Raw genomic sequence first — 20,850 nt, 5'->3', positions numbered from 1 at the left:
TTATACCGCCAGCGTTGGCACGCTTCTGTGATGGCTGTTGTGGGCATGACCGATGCCACCGCGAAGATTGCACGCTATCTAGCAATTACAATTAACCGCCTCATCGCTGGGCGATACAGTCGCAGGGAAGGTATCAGCATCGGAATCGTGATCGCCCTCCTCGTCGGATTGCCCTGGTACTTTGTGGTTCCCATCATTGATCCAGTTCTTTCTCCGCTCCCGACGGTAAGCTTCACCACGGACAGCCTGACCGCGCTGTGGGGTATCCACGCCACCGTAATCACGCTGATTCTGGTTGCCCTCTCGTTTGCGTGGCAGTCTGTCCGCAATTTGCCGACCACTCCCGAAGTCGTCGAAGACCTCGCAAACAAACTCCGCTCGATCGAGACCATCACGTTTCTCTTCGCCGCGAACCTTCTCGTGGGCTTGGGTGTCATCCTCTCGACGGGTCAGTACGTCATGACAGATGTGGGACTGTCAGTGGGAGCATTGCTTCTTGTCAGCGTCGTCGTCACTATCCACCGTTTCTGGGTAGTATTCTCACTCTTGCTCCACAACACGCTGGACGAGACGGTGATGAAATTCGCGGCGGCTGCACGGACAGGGAAGTACGGAAAGGCGAGCGGGAGCTACGACGCATATCTCGAACACTTCTTCGATGCTGCGAAAGCAGATATCGAGCAGAACCGCCCCCGACGACTCGAAGATACACTCGGGAATGTGACCTCGTTGATGATTGAGTTGGATGAGGAGGACCACGAAGTCGAGATTGATCAGCAACTACTTGGTTTCGTCAGGGATCGATACCTTGGTCTACACCGCCGCAGTTTAGAAAAACCGAACGAAGAATTAGAAGACAAGGTTATCACGTCGTATGGAGCTATCTTCTACGGGGTGTCGATTACCGACGAGACGAAGATTGCCTGCTGGTCACTGGAGACGATGCCACAATTTCTCACGCAGAAGCTTGCCGAATACCCTGAGAGCGGGGGTATCGAACAAATATTGTCTCGGTTCGAAGAGTTCCAGCACAAGGTTTTGGCCTCATTCGACGGGGCAAGTTCATTAGGAGAACTGGAGACCAGTGTAACAGTACTCGACGCTTGGTTCGCAACACAGACATCTCTGTGGCGTCGTTCAATTGAGGGCGAAAGCCGCACGGCGCTGGCGTATCTGCACCACCTCCTTGACGACATCTTCCAGTTTAGACGATACGAACACGCACCGCCAGTACCAAGAGGAGAAGAAGATGCAACAGACGATGTCGTTGGAGACGTGAATCGGCAGAAACAGCAACGAGCGGATCAGTATCGCGTAGCTATTAATCGGCTACGGTTTGCGGCGTATGGCTGGGTACTCAAACTGTTCCGTGCGGACGAACTCCAAGCAACGTTTCTGGAACACGTGCTCAGTGAGTATGCCGAGAGCAAACTTGATGACATTGAGAGACCTTCAGAGATCTATTTCGGGATGAGGGACGAGGGGGGTAGACTGAGTTACTGGGAGCGATGGAATCTCAATCATGCACTCGATGACAACTACGGTAGTGCGACCACAGGGATGTCTGTCAACACGTGGTTGCTGGACTTCTACTGCACCATGCTTGTCTGGACGCTTGACTTCGATACGATGACCGCCGTCCGAGATCGTTCTCCCGAGAGCAGTGTCATCCTCGAATCTGAGGCGGACCAGCACACAGTAGACAAGATTACCGACAGGATCGCCTCGTACCGCACCAACTACCCACTCAAGAAGTTCCACGACGAATATCCACCAATCGACCAGCGGTGCAACGTTCTGATCCGCCACTTCAAAGACATCAAGACCGCACTCGACGAGCAAAAGCAACAGTGGGTACGTAAACAACCACTTGACGAAGGGCGGACGGATGGACTTGCTGAGAAGGTCAATTCACAACTGGAATCAAGCGGACTTCGGACAGTGCTCGCAGAGACGGGAGAAATCAAACAAGGAGAAGTGTTCGGTCCCGATGTTGGTGGCGATTTTAGTGGTGCTGTAGTGATGCCGCGTCGGATATTCGTTGACGATGGAGTGTCGACCTTCTTCGGTGACCGATTTACACAGCTGCTGCAACGGTACCGAAACTTCGTCGTGGAACATCTGAATTTCGAAGAGCGCACAATCAACAAATTTGCTGAACTGCCCGACGTGCTCGCAGACATCGCTGCCAATCACGAAGTTAGAGCGTTCGTCGTTGAGCAAGTTGACGGTAAAACTGTGTTGCGCGATGATGACCGAAGTGAAAGAGAACACACCGATTCCCTCGGAAGCTACCTCAGCTTCTGTGATGTCCCTGTTGTCACTGAGTCAATGTCCGAGACAGCCGCAATTGCCGTCTTCGATGCTGAGTTCGAGTACGCCGAAGACGCAGACGATCATCCGATTTCTGTGTCGGTGACGCCTGGCGAGGATGTGGAGGGGTGGAATGCTGAGGACTTGGCCGACGGCGCTGACATTCGAGACAAGGTTCATGTCCAGTTTACCTATCGTGCCCACATCGACAGTACGGACAACAACGGCATCGTTATCGATGTCCCGCGGGACACTTCATGATCGGTTATATTCTGCGACGACGCAGGAAAGGGGACCGGCGACAAGAGAACAAAGTCATCTCTCGTGTTGAGGTAAAAGATGGCGTTATCGGCATGAGATGACGCGATGTGCGAATACCTTGGAATCCCATACACCGGCCACGACTGGACTACCGCAAGGAATCCCAGATAGTAGACGGGACCTGACTCAAACTACTGTACATCATCGGCTCAAATCCAGAAGCGCACGACGAACTGTTAACTAGTCTCGACAATGCGGCAGCTCCACCCCTTGCGGAACTGTTTAAACAACCCACATCGTCTTGTCAAATATGCCAAATGATTTTCTTGGGAGTATAGAGTTCTTGTCAGAATCAGAGGACCGAACTCCCGAGGAATTCATCGACTTAGCCCACGACCCTGATATCCTCTATTACCATATCCAGGAGTCCAAGCAGAAACTCAACCGAGGAGTCAAGGTAGATACTGACGAGAAAGACGATGAGGTCCTCGTCCACTCGAAAATCGAGATTTTCCAGTCTGTGATGCAGTACGTGGAAGCGTTCAGTATCTACTATCTCGCCTACATCAAGGGACGCGAGGACTTAGTGAAGTACCTCATATCCACCTACCCGAGAGAGGTGAAGACGTTCTACACCAAACTCAACGATGGAGAAGTTGCGGAGTACCTGGATGACCACGATATCGAGGCCGATTACCGGGACCTCCTAGAATCACTGTTTGGCTACCGATTCATCACAGAGGACGCAGACGAGGAGCAGTTGGAACAGATAGATCTCGACGAGCTATCTGCAGACTCGATTGAAGACCTCGTTGAGCAGTCAGCTGAGATGCTGGATGAACAGATACAGGATATCGGGAACTTCTATCTTGAGTTCGGGAACGCGTATAACGCAGTCAAACACGGGAATCGGATAATCCCCCAAACAGACAACGAGTTCCAGATCTCAAGAGAAGGGGAAGAGGATGTAGATGTCGCGGTTGACCTCGACTTCGCACTCTTCCTTTGCAAGCATGAGGAAAAGGCCTACCTGACCGGGATCCCGGTTGACCACCTCCTTGAACACTCGCTGGACATAGCTGAACGAGTTCACGACCTCTTCACGTATCTCCGGCGAATAGCAAAGGCAGCGATAGAGGAGGAACGTGAGTTCAGCGTTCCGTTCTACGGTCCTTCCGACGGTGAGGAATCACCGCAGAGATGGGTAAAAATCTGGAATGAGCATAGTGTGCTAATTCTTCCGCGGACAGAGGCGATTGCGGAGCTACTGGCGGAATCCTCATATGAACGTACCGTCGCCAGTCGGCTCAGTTTGGACGGAAAGACCCTCCAGATAATCACTGAAAACGACGCTTCCATCTCTCCAGAGTATCCAGTGATGGTAACGCTGGCACAGCAGGGGGTTCAGGGACTGACACCTAAGCCGCTCTTTGGTCTCAACATCACGTTCACTCTAAATGAGATCGATATCCAGCAGTACTACGAACTTCTTGAAATGGAGGATCTCCAGCAAGGGGTGGGTGTCGATAGCACAGTGATTCACGATAAGGAGCGAGGGGAAGAATTCGAAGTCGGTTCACCAACCTCGTTCAACATCCCCTCTATCTATGACCCGTTTGAACGGGAACTCATCGAGCAGCTGTACTATCTGCAGCTGATCACAGACACGAAAATCCCGGTACCCCTCGAAATGTCAGAGTCTCACGCGGAAGTTATTCGGGAAGCAATTGAGGCGGATATCGAACGGGATGATGCAATAGAAGCTGTTGAAAGTCTCCGCGAAATCGGGGAGGATGCAGTGGTCACTGGTGTCTACGTTGACCGTGTTACCCGAGCAGCGGACAGGTTTGAGTCCGAGCTGATAGGGAGTATCTGGGGTGCCTTCGATTTCGCTTTCGAGTTCGAGACCGACGAGATAGCTGAAGATTTCGAACAGGAATGGGGTAAAGAAGGAGACGAGATAACCGTTGGCCTCGAAGGGTATTCAGGGTCCTTCGACGAGCTAGTTGAGGAGTTACAGGAAGATGTAGAAGATGTCGAATACTTCATTGACGCTCTATCAATCAGAGACGACAGAGCCCAGCCACCGGACATCCTCGTCAATTACTCTATCGGAGAGTCCGGATTCTGGTATACCGATCACTCCCTTCGTCTCCAGGTCATTGATGAAGATGCTGGACACGGCCCTATCGAGTGCGAGCTTTGTGGCGAAGTGACAATGGATGTAAAGACTCATCTCACCGAGGACTGTGAAGCAGACCCGTTCGCTTAAACCCTGTCGAGCCTCCCAGGAGGACTAGTCGTCCAGGTCCAATCCCGCAGTAGGCTTCTCTTCGCCCGCGAAAATATCCAGCAAGTACAGCACGCTGAACCCGAGATTCTCGTGGAGCCAGTCCAGGTTTGAGTAGATGTCTGTGAAGTCGCCAGTCACGAAGTGGCTGATACCGATCTCCTCCTTTAGGAACATGGCATCACAGATCAAAGCGATATCAGCGTCGTTCTTCATGTGGACAGGCCACTCCTTCAACCTTCGCTCCACATCAGGGTATTCTCGGTCTCGAATAGGTTCCAGATAGACTCGGGCCTCGATCTGGTCCTTGTGCTTAATCGACCGCTCCATCAGGACGTCCTTCAGCTTCCGAGCAGCCTCACGAGCAGTCCGCCGAGTGAGTTCTCCCTCCTTCTCGAAGTACCACTCAAAGTACTTCTGGAGCCGTGGACGGACCTCCTTCTCCTCGGACTCCTTCATCTCGAACCGGTCGACGTACTCGTCCATCACCGTCTCAATATCGAGCTCGTCGTCACTGTAGGTCTGCAGTTTCTTCCCGAACTGCCTCAGCTTCAACCGAAGCTTCGCCCGTTTCTCCCCGTACAGGCCTTCGTCCCGGTCTAACCGGACGTCGGCGGAACGCCGACTGTTGTCCTCGGTACTGGAGCAGTACTCGTAGACGGCGTTCTTCCCGGTGTATATCGTGTTGTCGGTGTCGAACAATCGTTTGGCGTTTGGGTACCACCGGTCGTTGAGGAAGGTGAGTCCGAGCAGGCAGTTGGTGTCTACGAAATACCGAGTCATGGAGGGAAGGGTGGTTAGGGGGTGGGTGAAAGACCGAGGAGGGCGATTGCGACACCGTCAGCGGCTTCGGACACTACATGGTTCTCTTCCAGGTCTGTGTGTAGGCGGGAGCGTTCTCGCTCGATCAGTTCGAGTTCTTTCCGGATGTCCTCTTGGCGGCCTTCGAGATCCTGCGTGTCCAGTTCCTCAGCGATCTCTTCGGGGGCCAACCCCGTGTTTTCGCGTTGGGCAAGGTCAATACAGAAGATGGTCCAGAATAATTCAGAGATCTTCAGGGCTTTCTGCGGCCGGTACTCTTCGGCATCGAGTTCGGCACTTACAACCGAGTACCAGAGATCAAGATCTTCCTCCAGCCATGGGTAGTCGTCGACCGGGAAGGTGTCGATGATATGGAAGACTGTGTCGATGACTGCTTCCCTGCTGGGATCTACTTCGGGATAATCTGGTTTGTCGTCGGTAGCGTCACTGAGCTGTTTGTCCAGTCGTCGGTAGTGGCGCTGGACATCGTAAGGCGCCTCTTCGTACATGTCATCAGTCAGCCCCTCCGTATTTTGTTCGTACAGACGGTTGAGTACTCGAGAAAGTGCGAGACGCGCCTTCGTTTCTTCCTCCCTTCGAAGGCTGACCTGGGCAGCGGAAAGGCTGCAACGGACTTCTCGGCCATCGTCACTCGACTCTACTGTGACCGGGGATCCACCGGTCTTCGCCATCGTTCCGAACTTGTACCAGAAGTGCTGGACATCCGTGTTCAATCCGATGTCATCGAGTTCCTTGTCAGCGAAGTATAACAGTTTGTAGAAGGTTTTGGGGCGTAACGGGTTCGAGTAAAATCTCTCGTCCAAGAGAAGGGCCGTTACCTCCCCTATGCTCAGTGTAGAGGTCATGCTTATTCGAGGCTAACAACACCCAATCTAATTATTGTATTGAAAATAGTGAATCTGAATCTTGGACTCCCTAAACCGTGGCCAGAAATCAAATTCGCGGCCTGAATACGGGACTGTTCACTGCGACGAAATGATTTAGGGACTCCATTGTGAGGTTCGGCATAACGTGGCACTCACCAACCTCTTAGGCGAACGCGAGGCCCTCGCTAAGAACTCGGAAATCTACGGGGAAAAGGTCCAAGAGTACATGGAGGCGATGGGATTCTACATCACGGAAACATCGCCCACCCATGGCGGGCTTGTCGACCAGAAATACGAACTCCCAGAGATCAGGGGTGACCGGGAGGTCTGGGTCGAGCTGAAGTGGACGGACCAGCGCCGTCACGGGAAGAAATTCCTTGAGGAGATGGGGAAGTACTTCCTCCACTACATGGACCGGCCTCCTGAGAAACGGTTTGACGTAGCTATCTTCGGACGAAACCTCGAGAACTTCAATGAGTGGCGGAAGATCTTCGACGTCACCAAGCAGACCGACGATGCAATCCAAGAATTCTACGACCGGGTCTGCGAGAACGACAAACTCTCGGACGACCACCGAAGGAAGATCAAGAGCTATCCAATGGACGATTTCGAGGAGTTCCTGAGTGACACCCACGTCTACCAGGCCGACTACGACTCGCTCCTGATGAAGATTGCGGAGTTCGAGAAAGACGACCGGTTCAAACCAGACTTCTTCCAGCGCGAAGCCGAACCCATTACCGACCGGTCAGAGCTGACCACCAACCTCATCGAGATAACAGAGCACCCTGAAACTCTGTACATCGGAGATCAAGTGGAGGGAGCGACACAGCAGGTCGCATTCAAGCTCAGGCCCTTCACGGTGCCAACGTGGTTCAAGTCGAACAAAGTCTACAGCCTGTTGCCGCCTGAGAAAATGCCGAAAGCGGTCAAACAGTTCATCGCCCCGGACACGGTCGAGGAGACCGGGTTCCGGTCGTGGGTAGAAGCCGACCAGGGGAACGCCGATATCGGGAAACGACTGATCCGTGCCGTTGTCCTCTCCAAGGGTGAAGATCGGGGCTGTATCGCGATAAACTACCGGAGCAACTACCACCTCTACTTCCCACACGAAGACCCCGAAGCGGAGGTCCGGGAAGAAGAGGGGCGACAGGTCACTAGGTACTTCGGTGACGGAGAGTCCCCGTTCTTCCGGCACCACTCAATCCGTATCGGCATCCTCGAATACTCGGGGCAGTACTTCCTGACCCTGAAACCAGCTATCCTGTTCACCTCTAATGGGAAAAAGAACCGAATCACCGGGGAACAAGCCAAACCGTTGCACGACAGGTTCAGCCCCAGCCGACACGGGAACAACCGGAAAACACGGAGCCGGATCAACCACTGGTGGAAAATCCTGGACTACGGCAACCCCAAACAGGACGAACTGGACATCGGGACAGAACCCGTGATGCTGGAAGTCAACAAAAGACCACCCAGAGACACCGACGAACGGGACGACACCATGCAGAACAAGTGGCAGAAGAGTTCCAATGAGCGAATTCACCGCTGAAGTCCTCGACGAACCCAGCCTGATGTTCGCCAACGGAGAGGAAGCCATCGACCCTCGAGTCGGGCTAATGGAGTTCGGCCCAAGAACACCATCCGGTAAATCCGAACACCAAGTCATCAACATCGGATACATCGGGTCTGGCCGATCTCTCGGCGCTATCGAGAAACTTTTCAAGGACATGGAGCTGGCGATCACCGCCGACGAAGACGAGTCGAAGCGGTGGAAACCACCGTTCCCTGGCCTTGGCGAACGATCGTCGCTGAACTTCACGTTCAACACACAGAAGCGGTGGCGGCAGACAATTACTCGCGGCGAGATCCGGGACCTGAAACAGATCCGCAGCCGGAAGGACCGGTTGGAAGAAGCAGTCGAGATCATCAAGATCAACCTCGAAGTCCTGTACGCCAAGGAGACGCCACCTGACGTCGTGTTCATCGCGATTCCCGAAGCGATGTGGGACGCCTGCACTCCATCCCACCAGGACTATGCCCAGATGCAGTCAGAGACCAGTGACTTCCACAACCGGATCAAGCTGCTCGGGATGGAAGTCGGATTGCCGACACAGCTGATGCAGCCGAAGACCCTCCGCGGTGAGGACGTTCAGGACAAATCCGAGATCGCATGGAACATCGCGGTCGGAACACTGTACAAGGCGCAACGCGGCCATCCCTGGAAACTAACCGAGCTGGAGGACGGGACATGCTTCGCCGGGATCTCCTTCTACAAAGAGCGAGGCGGAGACCAATCCCGAACGCGGACAGCAATGGCCCAAGTTTTCTTGGAGACAGGCGAGAACTTCATCCTTCGAGGCGACCCCGTCGAAGGAGAGAAACACGGACCAGGCAACAACCACCTCGCAGAGGACGACGCCGAGAAACTGGTCAAGAAGATTCTCAGGCACTACCGTAGCCACAAGGGCACGGAGCCCCGGCGATTGGTGCTTCACAAGCGGTCGGAGTTCTGGGAAGAGGAGCGAGAGGGCTTCATCAAAGGTGCTGGGAACATCGAGTTGATGGATTTCATCACAGTCCGAGAACGGCACCCAGTCCGAGCCTTGAGTTCCGGTATTTATCCAGCGCTTCGGGGCACAATGATCTCCGCACCCAATAACGAGGAGCATTACCTGTACACGAAGGGGTACATCCCAGCCTTGTCGACGTATCCGGCGTCAAATATCCCGGAGCCGATCGTGGTCAAGCCGGATCCGGAGGTCAGTGATTCGTCGCCGCAGAAACTGTGCCGGGAAATGCTGGCATTCACGAAACTGGACTGGAACACTTCGGACTTCTGCACGAAGCTCCCGGTCACGATTGGGATCTCGGATGCCGTGGGGAACATCCTGGCTGAGGCCGAGGCCCAAAACACGAGTCTGGATATCCATTACTACCACTACATGTAGCAAATCGGGCGAGTTACCCTACCCAATGAGATTGCCCGACTTTGTACGTGGCAGGAATACCCTCCCCAGCAGGAGCCAGCAAGTTCTCCGGTTTCTGGTTGTCAGACAGTGGTATGCATCGTCGACGCGCGGAAACCGCTTCAGCTCTTAGATAGCTAAGGCCGTTCAGCGTGGATATGTTTACTTTCGGCTATTTCTTATTGTCACTGGCTCAGAATAGAACGATACAAGAATGGCAAGTCTCCCGAATCCTCTGATATCAGATATTTCGGGTTGGCTCTGTTGAAACCCTCAGCAGTTGATACAAACGGCGTACTGAATATAGAGGGTTCATCAAGGACTGTTCAATAATGCCAATAAATAGTATATTCTACAACGCCACTCTTTTCAAACAGTAGTGCCAGTTTGTCTCACTTAGACTCGTCTCGAATCATCCGGGAAGCTAGATATGCAAGACCGGCTGTAACTGCTCCTCCCGCAGCGATTTCCTCTATTGAGAAACCAAAGAATAAGCCACCACCAGTAGCTTCGGCTTCGATTGTATTGATTCGAAGTTCGGTGTCCACAAGTAGATCACGAAGCTCATCCTTTGTGGGTTGGATAGCACCTGTTTCGTACTCGTCCTTTATTGAACTCCCTATGCTACCCTCAAAATCCGCCACTGTCTGTAACGCAGCCTCGTAATCTTCTTGATCCATCTGTTCGTCAAGTTCACTCAGCATATCCAGCAGGTCTTGTCTCCGTCTCTCAGGCTCATCTACGAATGCGTTATCTGGAACCCGCTCAATTCGATCTTGAACTGAACGGATTATCGGATTAAATGATATATTGTCATTCCCCTGCTTGATTTCCACTTCCCTCGTATTTTCGGGAAATGGGATGGTAAATATGAATTCCCCAGTTACAGTAGAACCTGAGGGAGTACCAGCACCCTGAAATGTATCCACTGCTTCGTCTCGATAAGTCGTCGTTTCAATATTAGCTCCCCTTCCGTCTCTGGTGGTAATTGAAACGTTCCCATCGTCGCCAGCCGATGGTGCAGGTCTCCCTCTCTCTGAATCAGTGCGGTGACCTCAGTCTCACCGCTTTCTGTCGTGATGGCTCTTCCCGACAGAATTGGCTCAACGACATCGTCAATGCTTTCAGGAGGAATTGGTTCAAATTCGTTGTCGATCAACTTTTGATACGTGAACGTATCTATCCACTCCGCGTTCGGGGTTTCTCCTACAGTGTGCGCGTAGCTCATAATCGATTCTACAGGGCTTGGAAAGTTGACTACCGAAAGTGATCCATCGGACAAATCATACCCATTTGAGACAAGCCCCGGATCATCATCTCCCCGATCTCTAGTTCGGACGTGTGCATTGTCGACCTCATCAGTTGAAATGGTACAGTCGTCAAAATCATCTGCAACACGCCGCATAGCAAGCTCATCTTCAAAAACACCGGAGTCAAAGCTTTCACTGCAGGAACCATCATTCCCTAAAAAGTGATGCCCGATTTCATGAGCGGCCGTCTCGGCACCGACAGGCAACATCGCAGCTGAGGCCTGTGGTTGGGTCGGCCAACTCGATGGGTGGATGCCTATTACGTTATCTTTCGAATGAAAACTGAAATAGTCGTCTTGTCCGGGGAGAGAATCCGGCACCACTGCAAGTGTAACATCAAGCTCAATTGGAGTATACATTTCAGCGCATCACGTGCCTCTTTCAGATCTTTCCTGTAATCATTCGAATCGGCTGTTGCTCGCATCACATCAGGATGGACGAAATCATTGATCCCGGCGACAGGAAAGTTACTCTCGATAAATTCAATATACTCTGTAACCAGTCGCTCGAACCTGTCCCGTGGTGTTTCGTCTCTGGATCCAGGGACAATACGCCCGTCATTATTTCCGTATCTCGTACCATTCTCGGCATCTTTGAGTTCGATAAATCCGATATTTATCGCCCCCGTTTCACGCGTGGCAAAGTCATCGTCGGCAACGAGGCGTGCAGAGGCTACCGGGTCGTCAGGTCTGGCGGTCAACTGAATCTCCGTAACATCAGGTCGCAGAATTGTTTCTTCTGTTGCAAATACGCAGTCTTTGTTATGGAAAACTTCAATCTCTTGACCCCCCCGCATAAGCAGTTCAACTTCAGATTTGGTCAATTCAAACGAGATTGATACTGGCTCACCAGATTCCCTTACTTGCGTCGCTTCAAACGTCAGCGTGTCCGTTTCAATGGTCTCAATTTCGCCCTCTAACTCGAACAGTACGGCTGTTTCTTTCCCTACGATGAGGTCGGGGATTTTCGGAACATCCGCTTCGATATCAGAACCCACCAATCGGGTGTTCTCTGTTGCCTGAACCAGACGTACATTCTCAAAACTTATCTCGACTGTTTGGTCGCCAGGATCGGGTTCTGGCTTACTTGGTTCCAACTCATTGCCAGCCCACGTGTGATGATGGCCGAGGGTTCCCAAATTCACTCGTGACCCTTCGCTCGATCCTTCAACCCCAGCATGCAGTGCATACATGTTGCCGTCACCTCTCCCGACGAAGACAGTGCCATCCACCACCGTTGATGACGTCCAACCGCCCCTCTCAGTTTTGGTTGACCACACCTCAGTCCCATCCGTGGCGTCCAGCGCATACATATTGTCAATACTCCCGATAAAGACGGTACCCCCCGCCACTGTGGGCGACGAGGTGACAGACGCACCAGTTCCGAATGACCACACCTCACTTCCGTCGGCCACATCTAATGCATATACGTTGCCGTCATCACTCCCAATAAAGACGGTTCCTCCTGCCACTGTGGGCGACGAGGTGACAGACGCACCAGTTCCAAATGACCACACCTCACTTCCGTCGGCCACATCTAATGCATATACGTTGCCGTCATCACTCCCAATAAAGACGGTACCCTCTGCCACTGTGGGCGACGAGGTGACGTACCCATATCTGCCAGCTTTGAATGACCATACCTTCGTGCCATCGTTTGCGTTCAATGCATACACGTTCGTATCGACGCTGCCGATGAAAACGGTGTCATCCACCACTGTCGCCGATGATGTGACCCTATCATCTGTTTTGAACGACCACATCTCGCTGCCATCGTCGCTATTCAGGGCATACACGTTGCCGTCGTTACTCCCGAAAAAGACGGTGCCATCCGTCACTGTCGGCGACGACTCAATACCCCCGCGAGTCATTACTGACCACAGCTCACTTCCGTCAGTCACATCCAAAGCGTGAACTTTGGCACCAGCAGTCCCAACGAAAACAGTGCCACCGACCACCGTTGGTGCTGACCCAATACCGAACCCAGGTTGAAATGACCACACCTCACTTCCGTCGGCAGCATTTAATGCATACAGAGTACCATCACTGCTCCCAGGGCTGGGATCGTCACTCCCGATAAAGACGGTGCTATCTACCACTGTTGGCGATGCGGTGAAACGTTCACTACCATCCGTATCAAAGAGCCACATCACCTCACCACCCGACGCATTTTGAGCACTGGCCGATCGAATCATTCCAGGCGCTCCCATCAGCATGAACCCCCCGGTCTTCAGGAGATCTCGCCGTCCCAGTGGAAACTTGCTCATCAGATCATCACTCCCCTCGCTGCAATCGCCGAGAGTCGATATCCGTTGCCGCTGATCGGCCAAAGCCCCTACCCGAAATTTCCATACACTTACAAAAATGATTAATGACTTATAATTTTCTCTGAACCGTGTGCAGTATTTGCGCTGTGTATCAATCAGTTCCTTCGTAAACCACTCTATATCTGTCAGTAACAGCGTGACCGATACAGAGGTTGAGTGGGGCAGGGAATCGGCGTGAGTTCCATGACCAGCCGGTCGCTCCAGACCAGTGCTCACTCTAAGCGAAAGTTACGCCAGTGCCTCATACGTTGCGTCGTTACGATCGATTCAAGTAATTTCGAATCTAACAAGTGGCTTTTTGTCACTCAAAAACCACAAGATTGGGAAGTCTTTTTGAGATTGGATGTATAGATAATATACATGAAATTTAAACGTATGTTAATTACAGTTATTATTATATTTTCCCTGTTTGTTGTAGGGATTGCAACTGGACTATATATTTTGGAGCCCACTTCTGTTCCAGATGGTAATATTACTGCGACAGCCTCAGGTTCGGGTACAGACCAGTCAGCCACAGACTCTTTATCGTCAACGGCAACAGACACTTCATCGTCGAAAGAAACAGCGTCGGGAACGGATTCAGAACTGACACCATCTAATGACCAAACGACTGATTCTGATAGTGATGGCCTTTCAGACGACAGGGAAGCAGAATTAGGAACTGATCCCGAGATCGCAGACAGTGATGGAGATGGCCTTAACGACGGTTCAGAACTGAATGAATACGGAACGAATCCAACGAGTGCTGATTCTGATAGCGATGGACTTTCAGACGGAAGAGAAGTAGAATTAGGAACAAATCCCGGGCTCATAGACAGTGACGGAGATGGCCTAGAAGACAGTGCAGAATTGAATGAATACGGAACGGTTCCAACAAGTGCTGATTCTGACAGTGACGGACTTAATGATGGATCAGAAGTTACCAAGTACGAGACTAACCCCACAAACCCTGACACGGATGGGGATGGTCTCAAGGATGGAGAAGAAATCAATCGGTGGAAGTCTGATCCATTACTGAGTCATTCTGACAGTGATGGAATCAGTGATGCAGACGAAGCATTAATCCACTCCACTGACCCGACGGATGAGGATACCGATGGAGATGGCCTGAGTGATGACATAGAGATTAATGGGTCAACTTTTCCTCTGTCTCCAGATTCAGATGGAGACGGACTGAGTGATCTGGAATTCAAAAAGTATGGAACAAATGCTACTAATCCTGATACTGATGGGGATGGCCTCACAGACGGGGCTGAACTCAATTCTGAAGCACTATCTGAGTCGAGTCCACTACGGATGGACGTCTTTGTCGAAGTTGATTATATGCAGTCATATAAGCCACGTGAGGAGGCTATGAATCTGGTCGCAGAAGCATACGAAGAGGCGCCCATTGACAATCCTGATGGCTCAACCGGTATTTCACTGCATATCGTTCTTGATGAGTCGATCGAAACTGAACCAACAACTGAGCAAGAACAGAAGAACGCAATAGCCAACAAACATTTTGATTATGAGGGTTACGGATATCATTATGCTATAGCAGTACGTGAAGCACGTTCCGATGGTGATGATGTGGGTGGTTTTGCCGGCGGTGATTCATTTGTATTCCAGACGAGCGTTAATGGTGAGGAGAGGTATTCTCATGAGAGAACCGCGAACATATTCATGCACGAACTTGGTCATTCGGTAGGACTAGATCCAGACCTGTACAAAGGGATAGATTCCAAAGAGGTTCCGTTTTCGGAATATGAGAGCGTCATGAACTACAACGCTCCTGTGGGGGCATTCCAGTACAGTAACGGAGAACCCTTTGACGATTGGGAATATATTGTCCGCAACCAAGATGCGACCGAATCTGTGGCGGGTATTAGACTCAGTAATCAATCCGTCGCACAAAACGGCACCCAGATAGTCAATATCGACCGCGTAGTAACATCGGAAGGTGGCTTTGTGACCATCCGCGCTGGTTATGCAGGAGGCGACGAGATCGGGACCAGCGAGTACCTGGTTGCGGGTACACACTACGACGTGCGTATTGAACTGGATGACAACATCGACGACGAAATGACTCTCGCCGCGATTACCCACTTGGACACGAACAACAACAGGGAATACGATTTCAATAGCAGTGTCGTTGATGCGCCGTACACTAACGACTCGGGCGTTGTGGTAGACACTGCGACGGTTAGCGTGGATACCGACATCAGCACCGACTGACCGTCCTTTTCCTAACCCGTTCACCGTCGCTGACTATGCCGTTATATACCAAATCGGTCGCAAAAAATAACCAGCCAATAGGTCGCGATAGACTAAACTTCGTGAATGAGTAGACACTATCCCAGTCATCTCGGTCACATCTTGCCGTATTTGGTTACCGGAGAGTCGGTGCTGAATTTGCGCTCTGTATTCAGCACGTCCGCTGAAACCTGTCACGTTCGAAGGATCTCAACAAGGCCATCTACTTCTGAGTGCCGACGGACCACTCCGTCTCAAACTGCAGAGGAAGTTCATCAGTGTCGAGGACATCAGCGATCTCCGCCGGCGTGACGCTGCCCTGCTCCTCGGCTAGCTCAATCAGATCCTTAATCTTCCCAGTCGGCACTGCATCGGTCCCACCCGCCATCCTGGTGTAGTAGGTGGCCGCCGTATCGAGCGCTTTACTCTTCGTATTCTCACCGGTCGCCTCGAGGAGTGCCTCGTACCGACGCTCGCGCTCGTCGTTCATCCGGAGTCGCATCTGTATTGTTGCACACACCCCCCAGCATCCTAGTTTTTTCGAGTGGCTGACTACAGATCTATATATAAAGGAGCCATCTCAACAACAGCATTCGCCTCGTCAACGTTCGAGAATTGCATCCGAATGAATCGAGATTGCACACACTCCGTTATCGATGTGTGTGCAATTTTGGAGAAGCGTTTCTTTGGACGCGCAACCGCCACCTAAGCAGCTGCTGTCATACGGTTCATCTCCTAACTAAAGAGGTATGATTGTGCGATTGGCTGAGATTCAATCGCGGAAGTAAGATTAGTCAGAGGAAACTGTTAGTGTTCCGGAGAGGTCATCATCAGTTGAACCACCTGTTGTGTCTATGAAGAGGGAGACTCCAATGCGTCCACCTGGTTTTAATCGAATGTCACCTGGTTGGCCATCGTCTCCATAATCTTTGAAAACTAATTCTCCGTCTCCTCCGGGGAACCAGTCAGAGCGTTTTGGGATGTTCGAAGAGGAGTCCACGGCATCTGCTGATCTGGACGATCCCATGATAAAAATCTCAGAGCCACCAGGATCACTCGTGAAATCATACCCAATAGTGATTGAATGTGCAATAGTGTCCTGGTTGAGAATAGAGAATGCCGGGAGTTCGTAAGGATCACCAGACCCCGCACTTTCTGGTGGGTAGATTTTGTCTTCTGGGGGCATCCAGTCGTATTTCCCGAAATAGCCAACTTGGTACCGCGAATCAACATTAACCCCCTGTCCCTCTACGACACCATCGTCATTATGATCACTTGTGAAATCAATCACCAAGCTACCAGAATCATAATAGACACGTTCGTCAGCTTTTGCTCCCGGTTGAAGCGTAATTAGGCCATTTGCATCATTCACGACATTCATGTTCGCGGAACGGTCCGCAGTCATCGTCGTAAACGCCCCCGTACCTATTGTAGCCGCCCCGCCCGCGGCGAGCGATCCGATTCCGATCAGGAACTTTCGTCTGTTTGTCATTGGTATTTGTAATATCAGGAGAGGGAACTGTCACTAACCGAACGCGAGCGTCTCAGTCTCTCCCTGAAGTTCTGATTTTGTTTTAGTTGGCGCTCACGGTGATACTTCCTTCCGCATCCACCGTACTGTCACCCGCTAAGACGACGAGCGCGACAGCAACGATCTCCCCGGCACCGACATCCTCGAACTCGATATACAACTCGTCGCTACCGTCGTCTATGTCTATGTCCATAGTCTCGCCAAGAGCCACGACGATCTCATCGTCAAACGTCAATCTGATATCGTGGGCTTGCGAGTCATTATTTTGCACTGTAAAGAAAGGTTCAATCACCGTGTTAGAGCCATCGCCAGGGAGGGAAGGAAGAGAACTGGCAGAACCCCAGGCGCGGGCAGTTTCCTTTTCAGTTTCGCCCGAGAAATGGGTTCCATACCACTCAGCATAACTATCGTCTTTGCTGTCAACGTCGAAGTAACCAGCTGCACCCGCCCCTTCACCACGATACTTTTCAATATCCCACGTTGCGTCCTCAGTTTCACCGAATTGGTATGTGGAGTCTTGGTTCACACCGTAACTCCCCTCATTGTTCCCGGCATCGCCATCGCCAATACTCGTGTTAATATAGAGTTCGCCGTTATCTTCCCAGACCTGTTCACCATCCGGAATGAGACTGACAAGACCGGATGAATCATTCACGACATTGATATTCGCACTCCGCTCTGCGCTCATCGTAGTGAACGCACCGGTACCCATTGCAGCCGCCCCGCCAGCGGCGAGCGATCCCATTCCGATCAGGAATTTGCGTCGTTCCATAGTTGTTCACCGCGCGCCTTACCGCAGCGCGCTTAGCAGGACAATCACTCCATTACCTCATTGTATTCAGGCCCAAGAGCGAGGTATTCCACCGTTTGAAGCAGATTCAGGCTCCCCCTGGAAGCCGTTCATCACGCCCGTGAAGCCAGTCATGGCTCCTTTGAAGAAGGGAATTTTACCGCTTCCTGGCAAACGACCAGTAGTAATTACACCAGTGACAGGGGAACACTTCTCTATGTCATCTCAACGGGAGCAGATGCTCCATGATTTACAGAGTTTGACTGACGACCTCGGGAGAGGACCACTTCCCAACGAAATAGAGAAACACAGTACTTACGCTATCTTCGATTACAGAGACGAGTTCGGTTCATGGGCCAATGCGCTTGATGCCGCGAATATTGACAAACCGACTGGCATTCGAATTCCAGATAATGCGTTACTCGCTGAAATCCGGCGGTTAGCGGAGGACCTCGACAAGACTCCCTCGGAGCGGAATATGAACAATCACGGCCATCACGGCATTGAAACGTACAAAAACAGATTCGAATCCTGGAACCAGGCTATCGAAGCCGCAGGGCTCGAACCGAACCCAAATCGTAATGAACGGTCACGCGAGGCCTTGCTGGCCGACCTCAGTGATGCAGCGGATGATCTAGGACGGTCTCCGACCCGTCGCGAGATGTCTGATTATACCGAGTACGACGTAGTCACCTACCGGAACCGATTTGGTTCGTGGAACGAGGCGCTTGAGGCTGCGGGACTGAAGCCACGAACAGCACAGGAGAAAGTCTCAGACAACGAACTACTGCGGGAATTGCAGCGCCTTGAAGAGGAACTTGGGAAGCCCCCGACAACGACTGAAATGAAAAAGATGGGTGAGTTTAGCCCGGGTACCTACTACAAGCGATTCGACACATGGACCGATGCGCTCGACACCGCCGGGTGTGATCAGTCGTAGGTGTAAACATACACGTCAAAATTTTTGTTTGAAATCTAAGTGAAATCTCGGGAAGACACATACAGTGTTGAGTGCATGAATTTGAGGATCTCAGCTGCATCTGGAAAACTTGAGTAATCCGCTCACCAATCAATCGACGGAAGCTTCAGCAAACGCTTGGTCGACGACCTCGGGCGTGGGCGCGTTCAGATACGGCTCGATGGCCGCGAACGAGTCCCAGCCGCCGACCTGCATGACCACTCGCGGGTTCATGTTCTCGTCCACCAGCAGGCGCTGTGCGAAACGCCGGCGGAGATCGTGACTGGAGACGTGCTCGAAGTCTGGGTCACCTGTCTCGTCGGCAGCCGCCTCTGCCGTCCGCTTCACCGCGGCACGGACGCCCCGCTCGGACAGATCGATAAAGGGGTCTCGTGGCGCGATGTTCTCGGCGTTCTGGTACTGCTGTAGTGCGCGCTCGACGTCGGCCGGTAGATAGGCGTCGCGGGGCTTGCCGCCGCTCCCGGTCGTGTCCTTCCCGCGTGGCACCCGGAGTCGGTACTGGCCGCTGTCGGTGGTCTTGATGTGCTCCGGTCGGACCTGCGGCATCTCGAACGCGCGAAGTCCGACGTACGCGCCGAGTTGGATGATGATGTCGTCGCGATAGCTGACCGTCGCTCGTCGCAGGTCCTCGACCTCGCTGTCGGTCAGCCAGACCTTGACCTCGTTGTCGGCACTGGTCGCTTCCAGACGCATGTTGCTTTGTTACCTTTCCGTCGCCTGGTATCTAGTGGTCGATACGAAACGCCGGGGTATCCGGCGTGATCACGCCGGAAACATGGGCTGCTTCGCAGGTTCGTTTCCGACTTGTGCGTGAAGTCGGCACTGGTAGGGATTAGCAACAGAACCCATAGATTCGAGCGCGAGGAGTCCGGCCGCTGTTAGAACTGCTGTGCGAGATACACCGTGCGTCTCGGTCATTGTCTCTGCACGCAGCGTACCGGAACCAGACCTGCCCAGTACAGCCCCCAACCGAGCACTCAACTTACGACACTCGCTGCCCTACTTCTTCTTCGAAATGCCGACGATTGCCACCGAACGAACGACTAAGACCGACACGAGAATGAAAGCCGTCGCAGCCAAAGAGTACGGCGGCCCGGAGGTCCTCCAACTCTACTCGGCGCCGAAACCCACCCCGGAGCCGGACGAGGTGTTGATTCGTGTCCGGGCGTCCACCGTCGGACCGGCCAACTCGGCCATGCGCGAGGGACGACCGTTCCCCGTCCGCTTCTTCAGCGGCCTCCGACGACCTACGTCAATCCCAGGCGACGCGTTCGCCGGGGAGATCGCGGCCGTCGGCAAAGCCGTCACCCACTTCACCGTCGGCGACCGGGTGTTCGGGACGACCGCACCCGAGTCGGGCGCGCACGCCGAGTACGTTTGTGTTCCCGAGGACGGCACGCTCGAACTGACGCCCCCGGGCGTGAGCGACGCCGAGGCCGCCGCGGTCGCCGACAACGGCCTCACGGCGATGCTTTTCCTCCAGGACGTGGCCGACCTCCAGCCGGGCCAGTCCATCCTCGTCAACGGCGCCTCGGGCGGCATCGGGACGTTCGCCGTTCAGATCGCCGCTCACATCGGCGCCGAGGTCACTGGCGTCTGCAGCACCAGGAACGTCGACCTCGTGCGCTCGCTCGGCGCCGACGCGGTCGTCGACTACACGACCACCGACGTCGCAGGAACAGGCGAGACGTACGATGTCATCTTCGACGCCGTGGGCAAGGGGTCGTTCGCGCAGTTCAAGGGCATGCTGAACCCAGGCGGGCTGTATGTGACGACGGTCCCGTCGGGACGAATCCTCTTCAACATGGCCCGGACGAGGCTGGTCGGCGACAGGCGGGCCGTCTTCGCGGCCACGGGGATGAAGTCGGCGGGCGTGCGGAGAAAATATCTCAAGGAGCTAAGAGAACTCCTCGACGCCGGGGAGATCCGCTCGGTGATCGGGCGACGGTACCCAATAGCGGAGATCGTCGAGGCACATCGATACGTCGACACTGGACACAAGCGCGGCACGGCCGTGATTACGCTCGATTGACAGGGTCCCCTCAGACGAGTACGACCAGATGCGCTCGTTCGTGACCCAATAGCGTCGTAATCCCGCCTGGTCGGACGATGTGGAGAACCCATCGGGAAGAACTGTCGAGCCATTTTGGTATTTTAGTGG

16 protein-coding genes are annotated in these 20,850 nt (G+C 53.0%); 7 read left to right on the top strand and 9 right to left on the bottom strand.

The annotated features are described in order from the left end of the window. The first annotated feature begins 30 nt into the window (after nucleotides 1–30). A complete protein-coding gene (locus WDJ57_RS04810) occupies nucleotides 31–2,574 on the top strand; it encodes a hypothetical protein (protein ID WP_338904388.1) in 2,544 nt (847 codons plus the stop codon). A 310-nt stretch (nucleotides 2,575–2,884) separates the two neighbouring features. After that, entirely contained in the window at nucleotides 2,885–4,846 is a 1,962-nt protein-coding gene (locus WDJ57_RS04805; protein ID WP_338904387.1) for a hypothetical protein, read from the top strand. A 24-nt stretch (nucleotides 4,847–4,870) separates the two neighbouring features. Here WDJ57_RS04805 and WDJ57_RS04800 read toward each other — a convergent pair whose 3' ends face one another. Beyond that, nucleotides 4,871–5,647, bottom strand: a complete 777-nt coding sequence (locus tag WDJ57_RS04800) for a hypothetical protein (protein WP_338904385.1) — start codon at nucleotides 5,645–5,647, stop codon at nucleotides 4,871–4,873. A 14-nt stretch (nucleotides 5,648–5,661) separates the two neighbouring features. Continuing rightward, nucleotides 5,662–6,531 carry a hypothetical protein gene (locus tag WDJ57_RS04795; protein ID WP_338904384.1) on the bottom strand — a complete coding sequence of 290 codons (870 nt, stop codon included), beginning with the start codon at nucleotides 6,529–6,531 and terminating at the stop codon, nucleotides 5,662–5,664. A 166-nt stretch (nucleotides 6,532–6,697) separates the two neighbouring features. On the opposite strand from WDJ57_RS04795, the gene WDJ57_RS04790 reads away from it, so the two are divergent. Then, nucleotides 6,698–8,101 carry a hypothetical protein gene (locus WDJ57_RS04790; protein WP_338904382.1) on the top strand — a complete coding sequence of 468 codons (1,404 nt, stop codon included), beginning with the start codon at nucleotides 6,698–6,700 and terminating at the stop codon, nucleotides 8,099–8,101. Next, a complete protein-coding gene (locus WDJ57_RS04785; RefSeq protein WP_338904381.1) occupies nucleotides 8,082–9,500 on the top strand; it encodes an argonaute/piwi family protein in 1,419 nt (472 codons plus the stop codon). The genes WDJ57_RS04790 and WDJ57_RS04785 overlap by 20 nt, the downstream gene beginning before the upstream one ends. Nucleotides 9,501–9,910: 410 nt before the next feature. Here the strand turns inward: WDJ57_RS04785 and WDJ57_RS04780 are convergent, their stop codons facing one another. The 3 genes from WDJ57_RS04780 to WDJ57_RS04770 are packed head-to-tail and all read right to left on the bottom strand — an operon-like array spanning nucleotide 9,911 to nucleotide 13,094. After that, complete coding sequence (locus WDJ57_RS04780; protein ID WP_338904380.1) at nucleotides 9,911–10,447, bottom strand: hypothetical protein; 537 nt, start codon at nucleotides 10,445–10,447, stop codon at nucleotides 9,911–9,913. Continuing rightward, the gene (locus tag WDJ57_RS04775) at nucleotides 10,402–11,151 is read right to left on the bottom strand and encodes a hypothetical protein (RefSeq protein ID WP_338904379.1); all 750 of its coding nucleotides are present in this window, start codon (nucleotides 11,149–11,151) and stop codon (nucleotides 10,402–10,404) included. Before WDJ57_RS04775 ends, WDJ57_RS04780 begins: the two co-directional genes overlap by 46 nt. Continuing rightward, on the bottom strand, nucleotides 11,088–13,094 hold the full coding sequence (locus WDJ57_RS04770; protein ID WP_338904377.1) for a PQQ-binding-like beta-propeller repeat protein: 2,007 nt from the start codon (nucleotides 13,092–13,094) through the stop codon (nucleotides 11,088–11,090). Before WDJ57_RS04770 ends, WDJ57_RS04775 begins: the two co-directional genes overlap by 64 nt. A gap of 420 nt (nucleotides 13,095–13,514) precedes the next feature. On the opposite strand from WDJ57_RS04770, the gene WDJ57_RS04765 reads away from it, so the two are divergent. Next, nucleotides 13,515–15,371 carry a DUF7282 domain-containing protein gene (locus tag WDJ57_RS04765; RefSeq protein ID WP_338904375.1) on the top strand — a complete coding sequence of 619 codons (1,857 nt, stop codon included), beginning with the start codon at nucleotides 13,515–13,517 and terminating at the stop codon, nucleotides 15,369–15,371. 241 nt (nucleotides 15,372–15,612) lie between these two features. Here WDJ57_RS04765 and WDJ57_RS04760 read toward each other — a convergent pair whose 3' ends face one another. The 3 genes from WDJ57_RS04760 to WDJ57_RS04750 all read right to left on the bottom strand — a co-directional run bounded on the left by WDJ57_RS04760 (nucleotide 15,613) and on the right by WDJ57_RS04750 (nucleotide 17,692). After that, nucleotides 15,613–15,879 carry a hypothetical protein gene (locus WDJ57_RS04760; protein ID WP_338904373.1) on the bottom strand — a complete coding sequence of 89 codons (267 nt, stop codon included), beginning with the start codon at nucleotides 15,877–15,879 and terminating at the stop codon, nucleotides 15,613–15,615. Between the two features lie 300 nt (nucleotides 15,880–16,179). After that, nucleotides 16,180–16,770 (bottom strand): hypothetical protein, encoded by a 591-nt coding sequence (locus tag WDJ57_RS04755; RefSeq protein ID WP_338904371.1) that lies wholly within the window; start codon nucleotides 16,768–16,770, stop codon nucleotides 16,180–16,182. Between the two features lie 193 nt (nucleotides 16,771–16,963). After that, entirely contained in the window at nucleotides 16,964–17,692 is a 729-nt protein-coding gene (locus tag WDJ57_RS04750) for a hypothetical protein (protein ID WP_338904369.1), read from the bottom strand. 235 nt (nucleotides 17,693–17,927) lie between these two features. Here WDJ57_RS04750 and WDJ57_RS04745 point away from each other — a divergent pair, with 235 nt between their 5' ends. Next, nucleotides 17,928–18,650, top strand: a complete 723-nt coding sequence (locus WDJ57_RS04745; protein WP_338904367.1) for a homing endonuclease associated repeat-containing protein — start codon at nucleotides 17,928–17,930, stop codon at nucleotides 18,648–18,650. Between the two features lie 129 nt (nucleotides 18,651–18,779). Here the strand turns inward: WDJ57_RS04745 and WDJ57_RS04740 are convergent, their stop codons facing one another. Continuing rightward, entirely contained in the window at nucleotides 18,780–19,382 is a 603-nt protein-coding gene (locus tag WDJ57_RS04740; RefSeq protein ID WP_338904365.1) for a site-specific integrase, read from the bottom strand. 367 nt (nucleotides 19,383–19,749) lie between these two features. Between WDJ57_RS04740 and WDJ57_RS04735 the strand changes: the two genes are divergently transcribed. After that, nucleotides 19,750–20,721 carry an NAD(P)-dependent alcohol dehydrogenase gene (locus WDJ57_RS04735; RefSeq protein WP_338904363.1) on the top strand — a complete coding sequence of 324 codons (972 nt, stop codon included), beginning with the start codon at nucleotides 19,750–19,752 and terminating at the stop codon, nucleotides 20,719–20,721. The last annotated feature ends 129 nt before the right edge of the window (nucleotides 20,722–20,850 follow it).

The organism is Salinibaculum sp. SYNS191 (genome assembly GCF_037338445.1).
Lineage (GTDB): Archaea > Halobacteriota > Halobacteria > Halobacteriales > Haloarculaceae > Salinibaculum > Salinibaculum marinum.
This window is presented reverse-complemented; position numbering and strand designations above follow the sequence as displayed.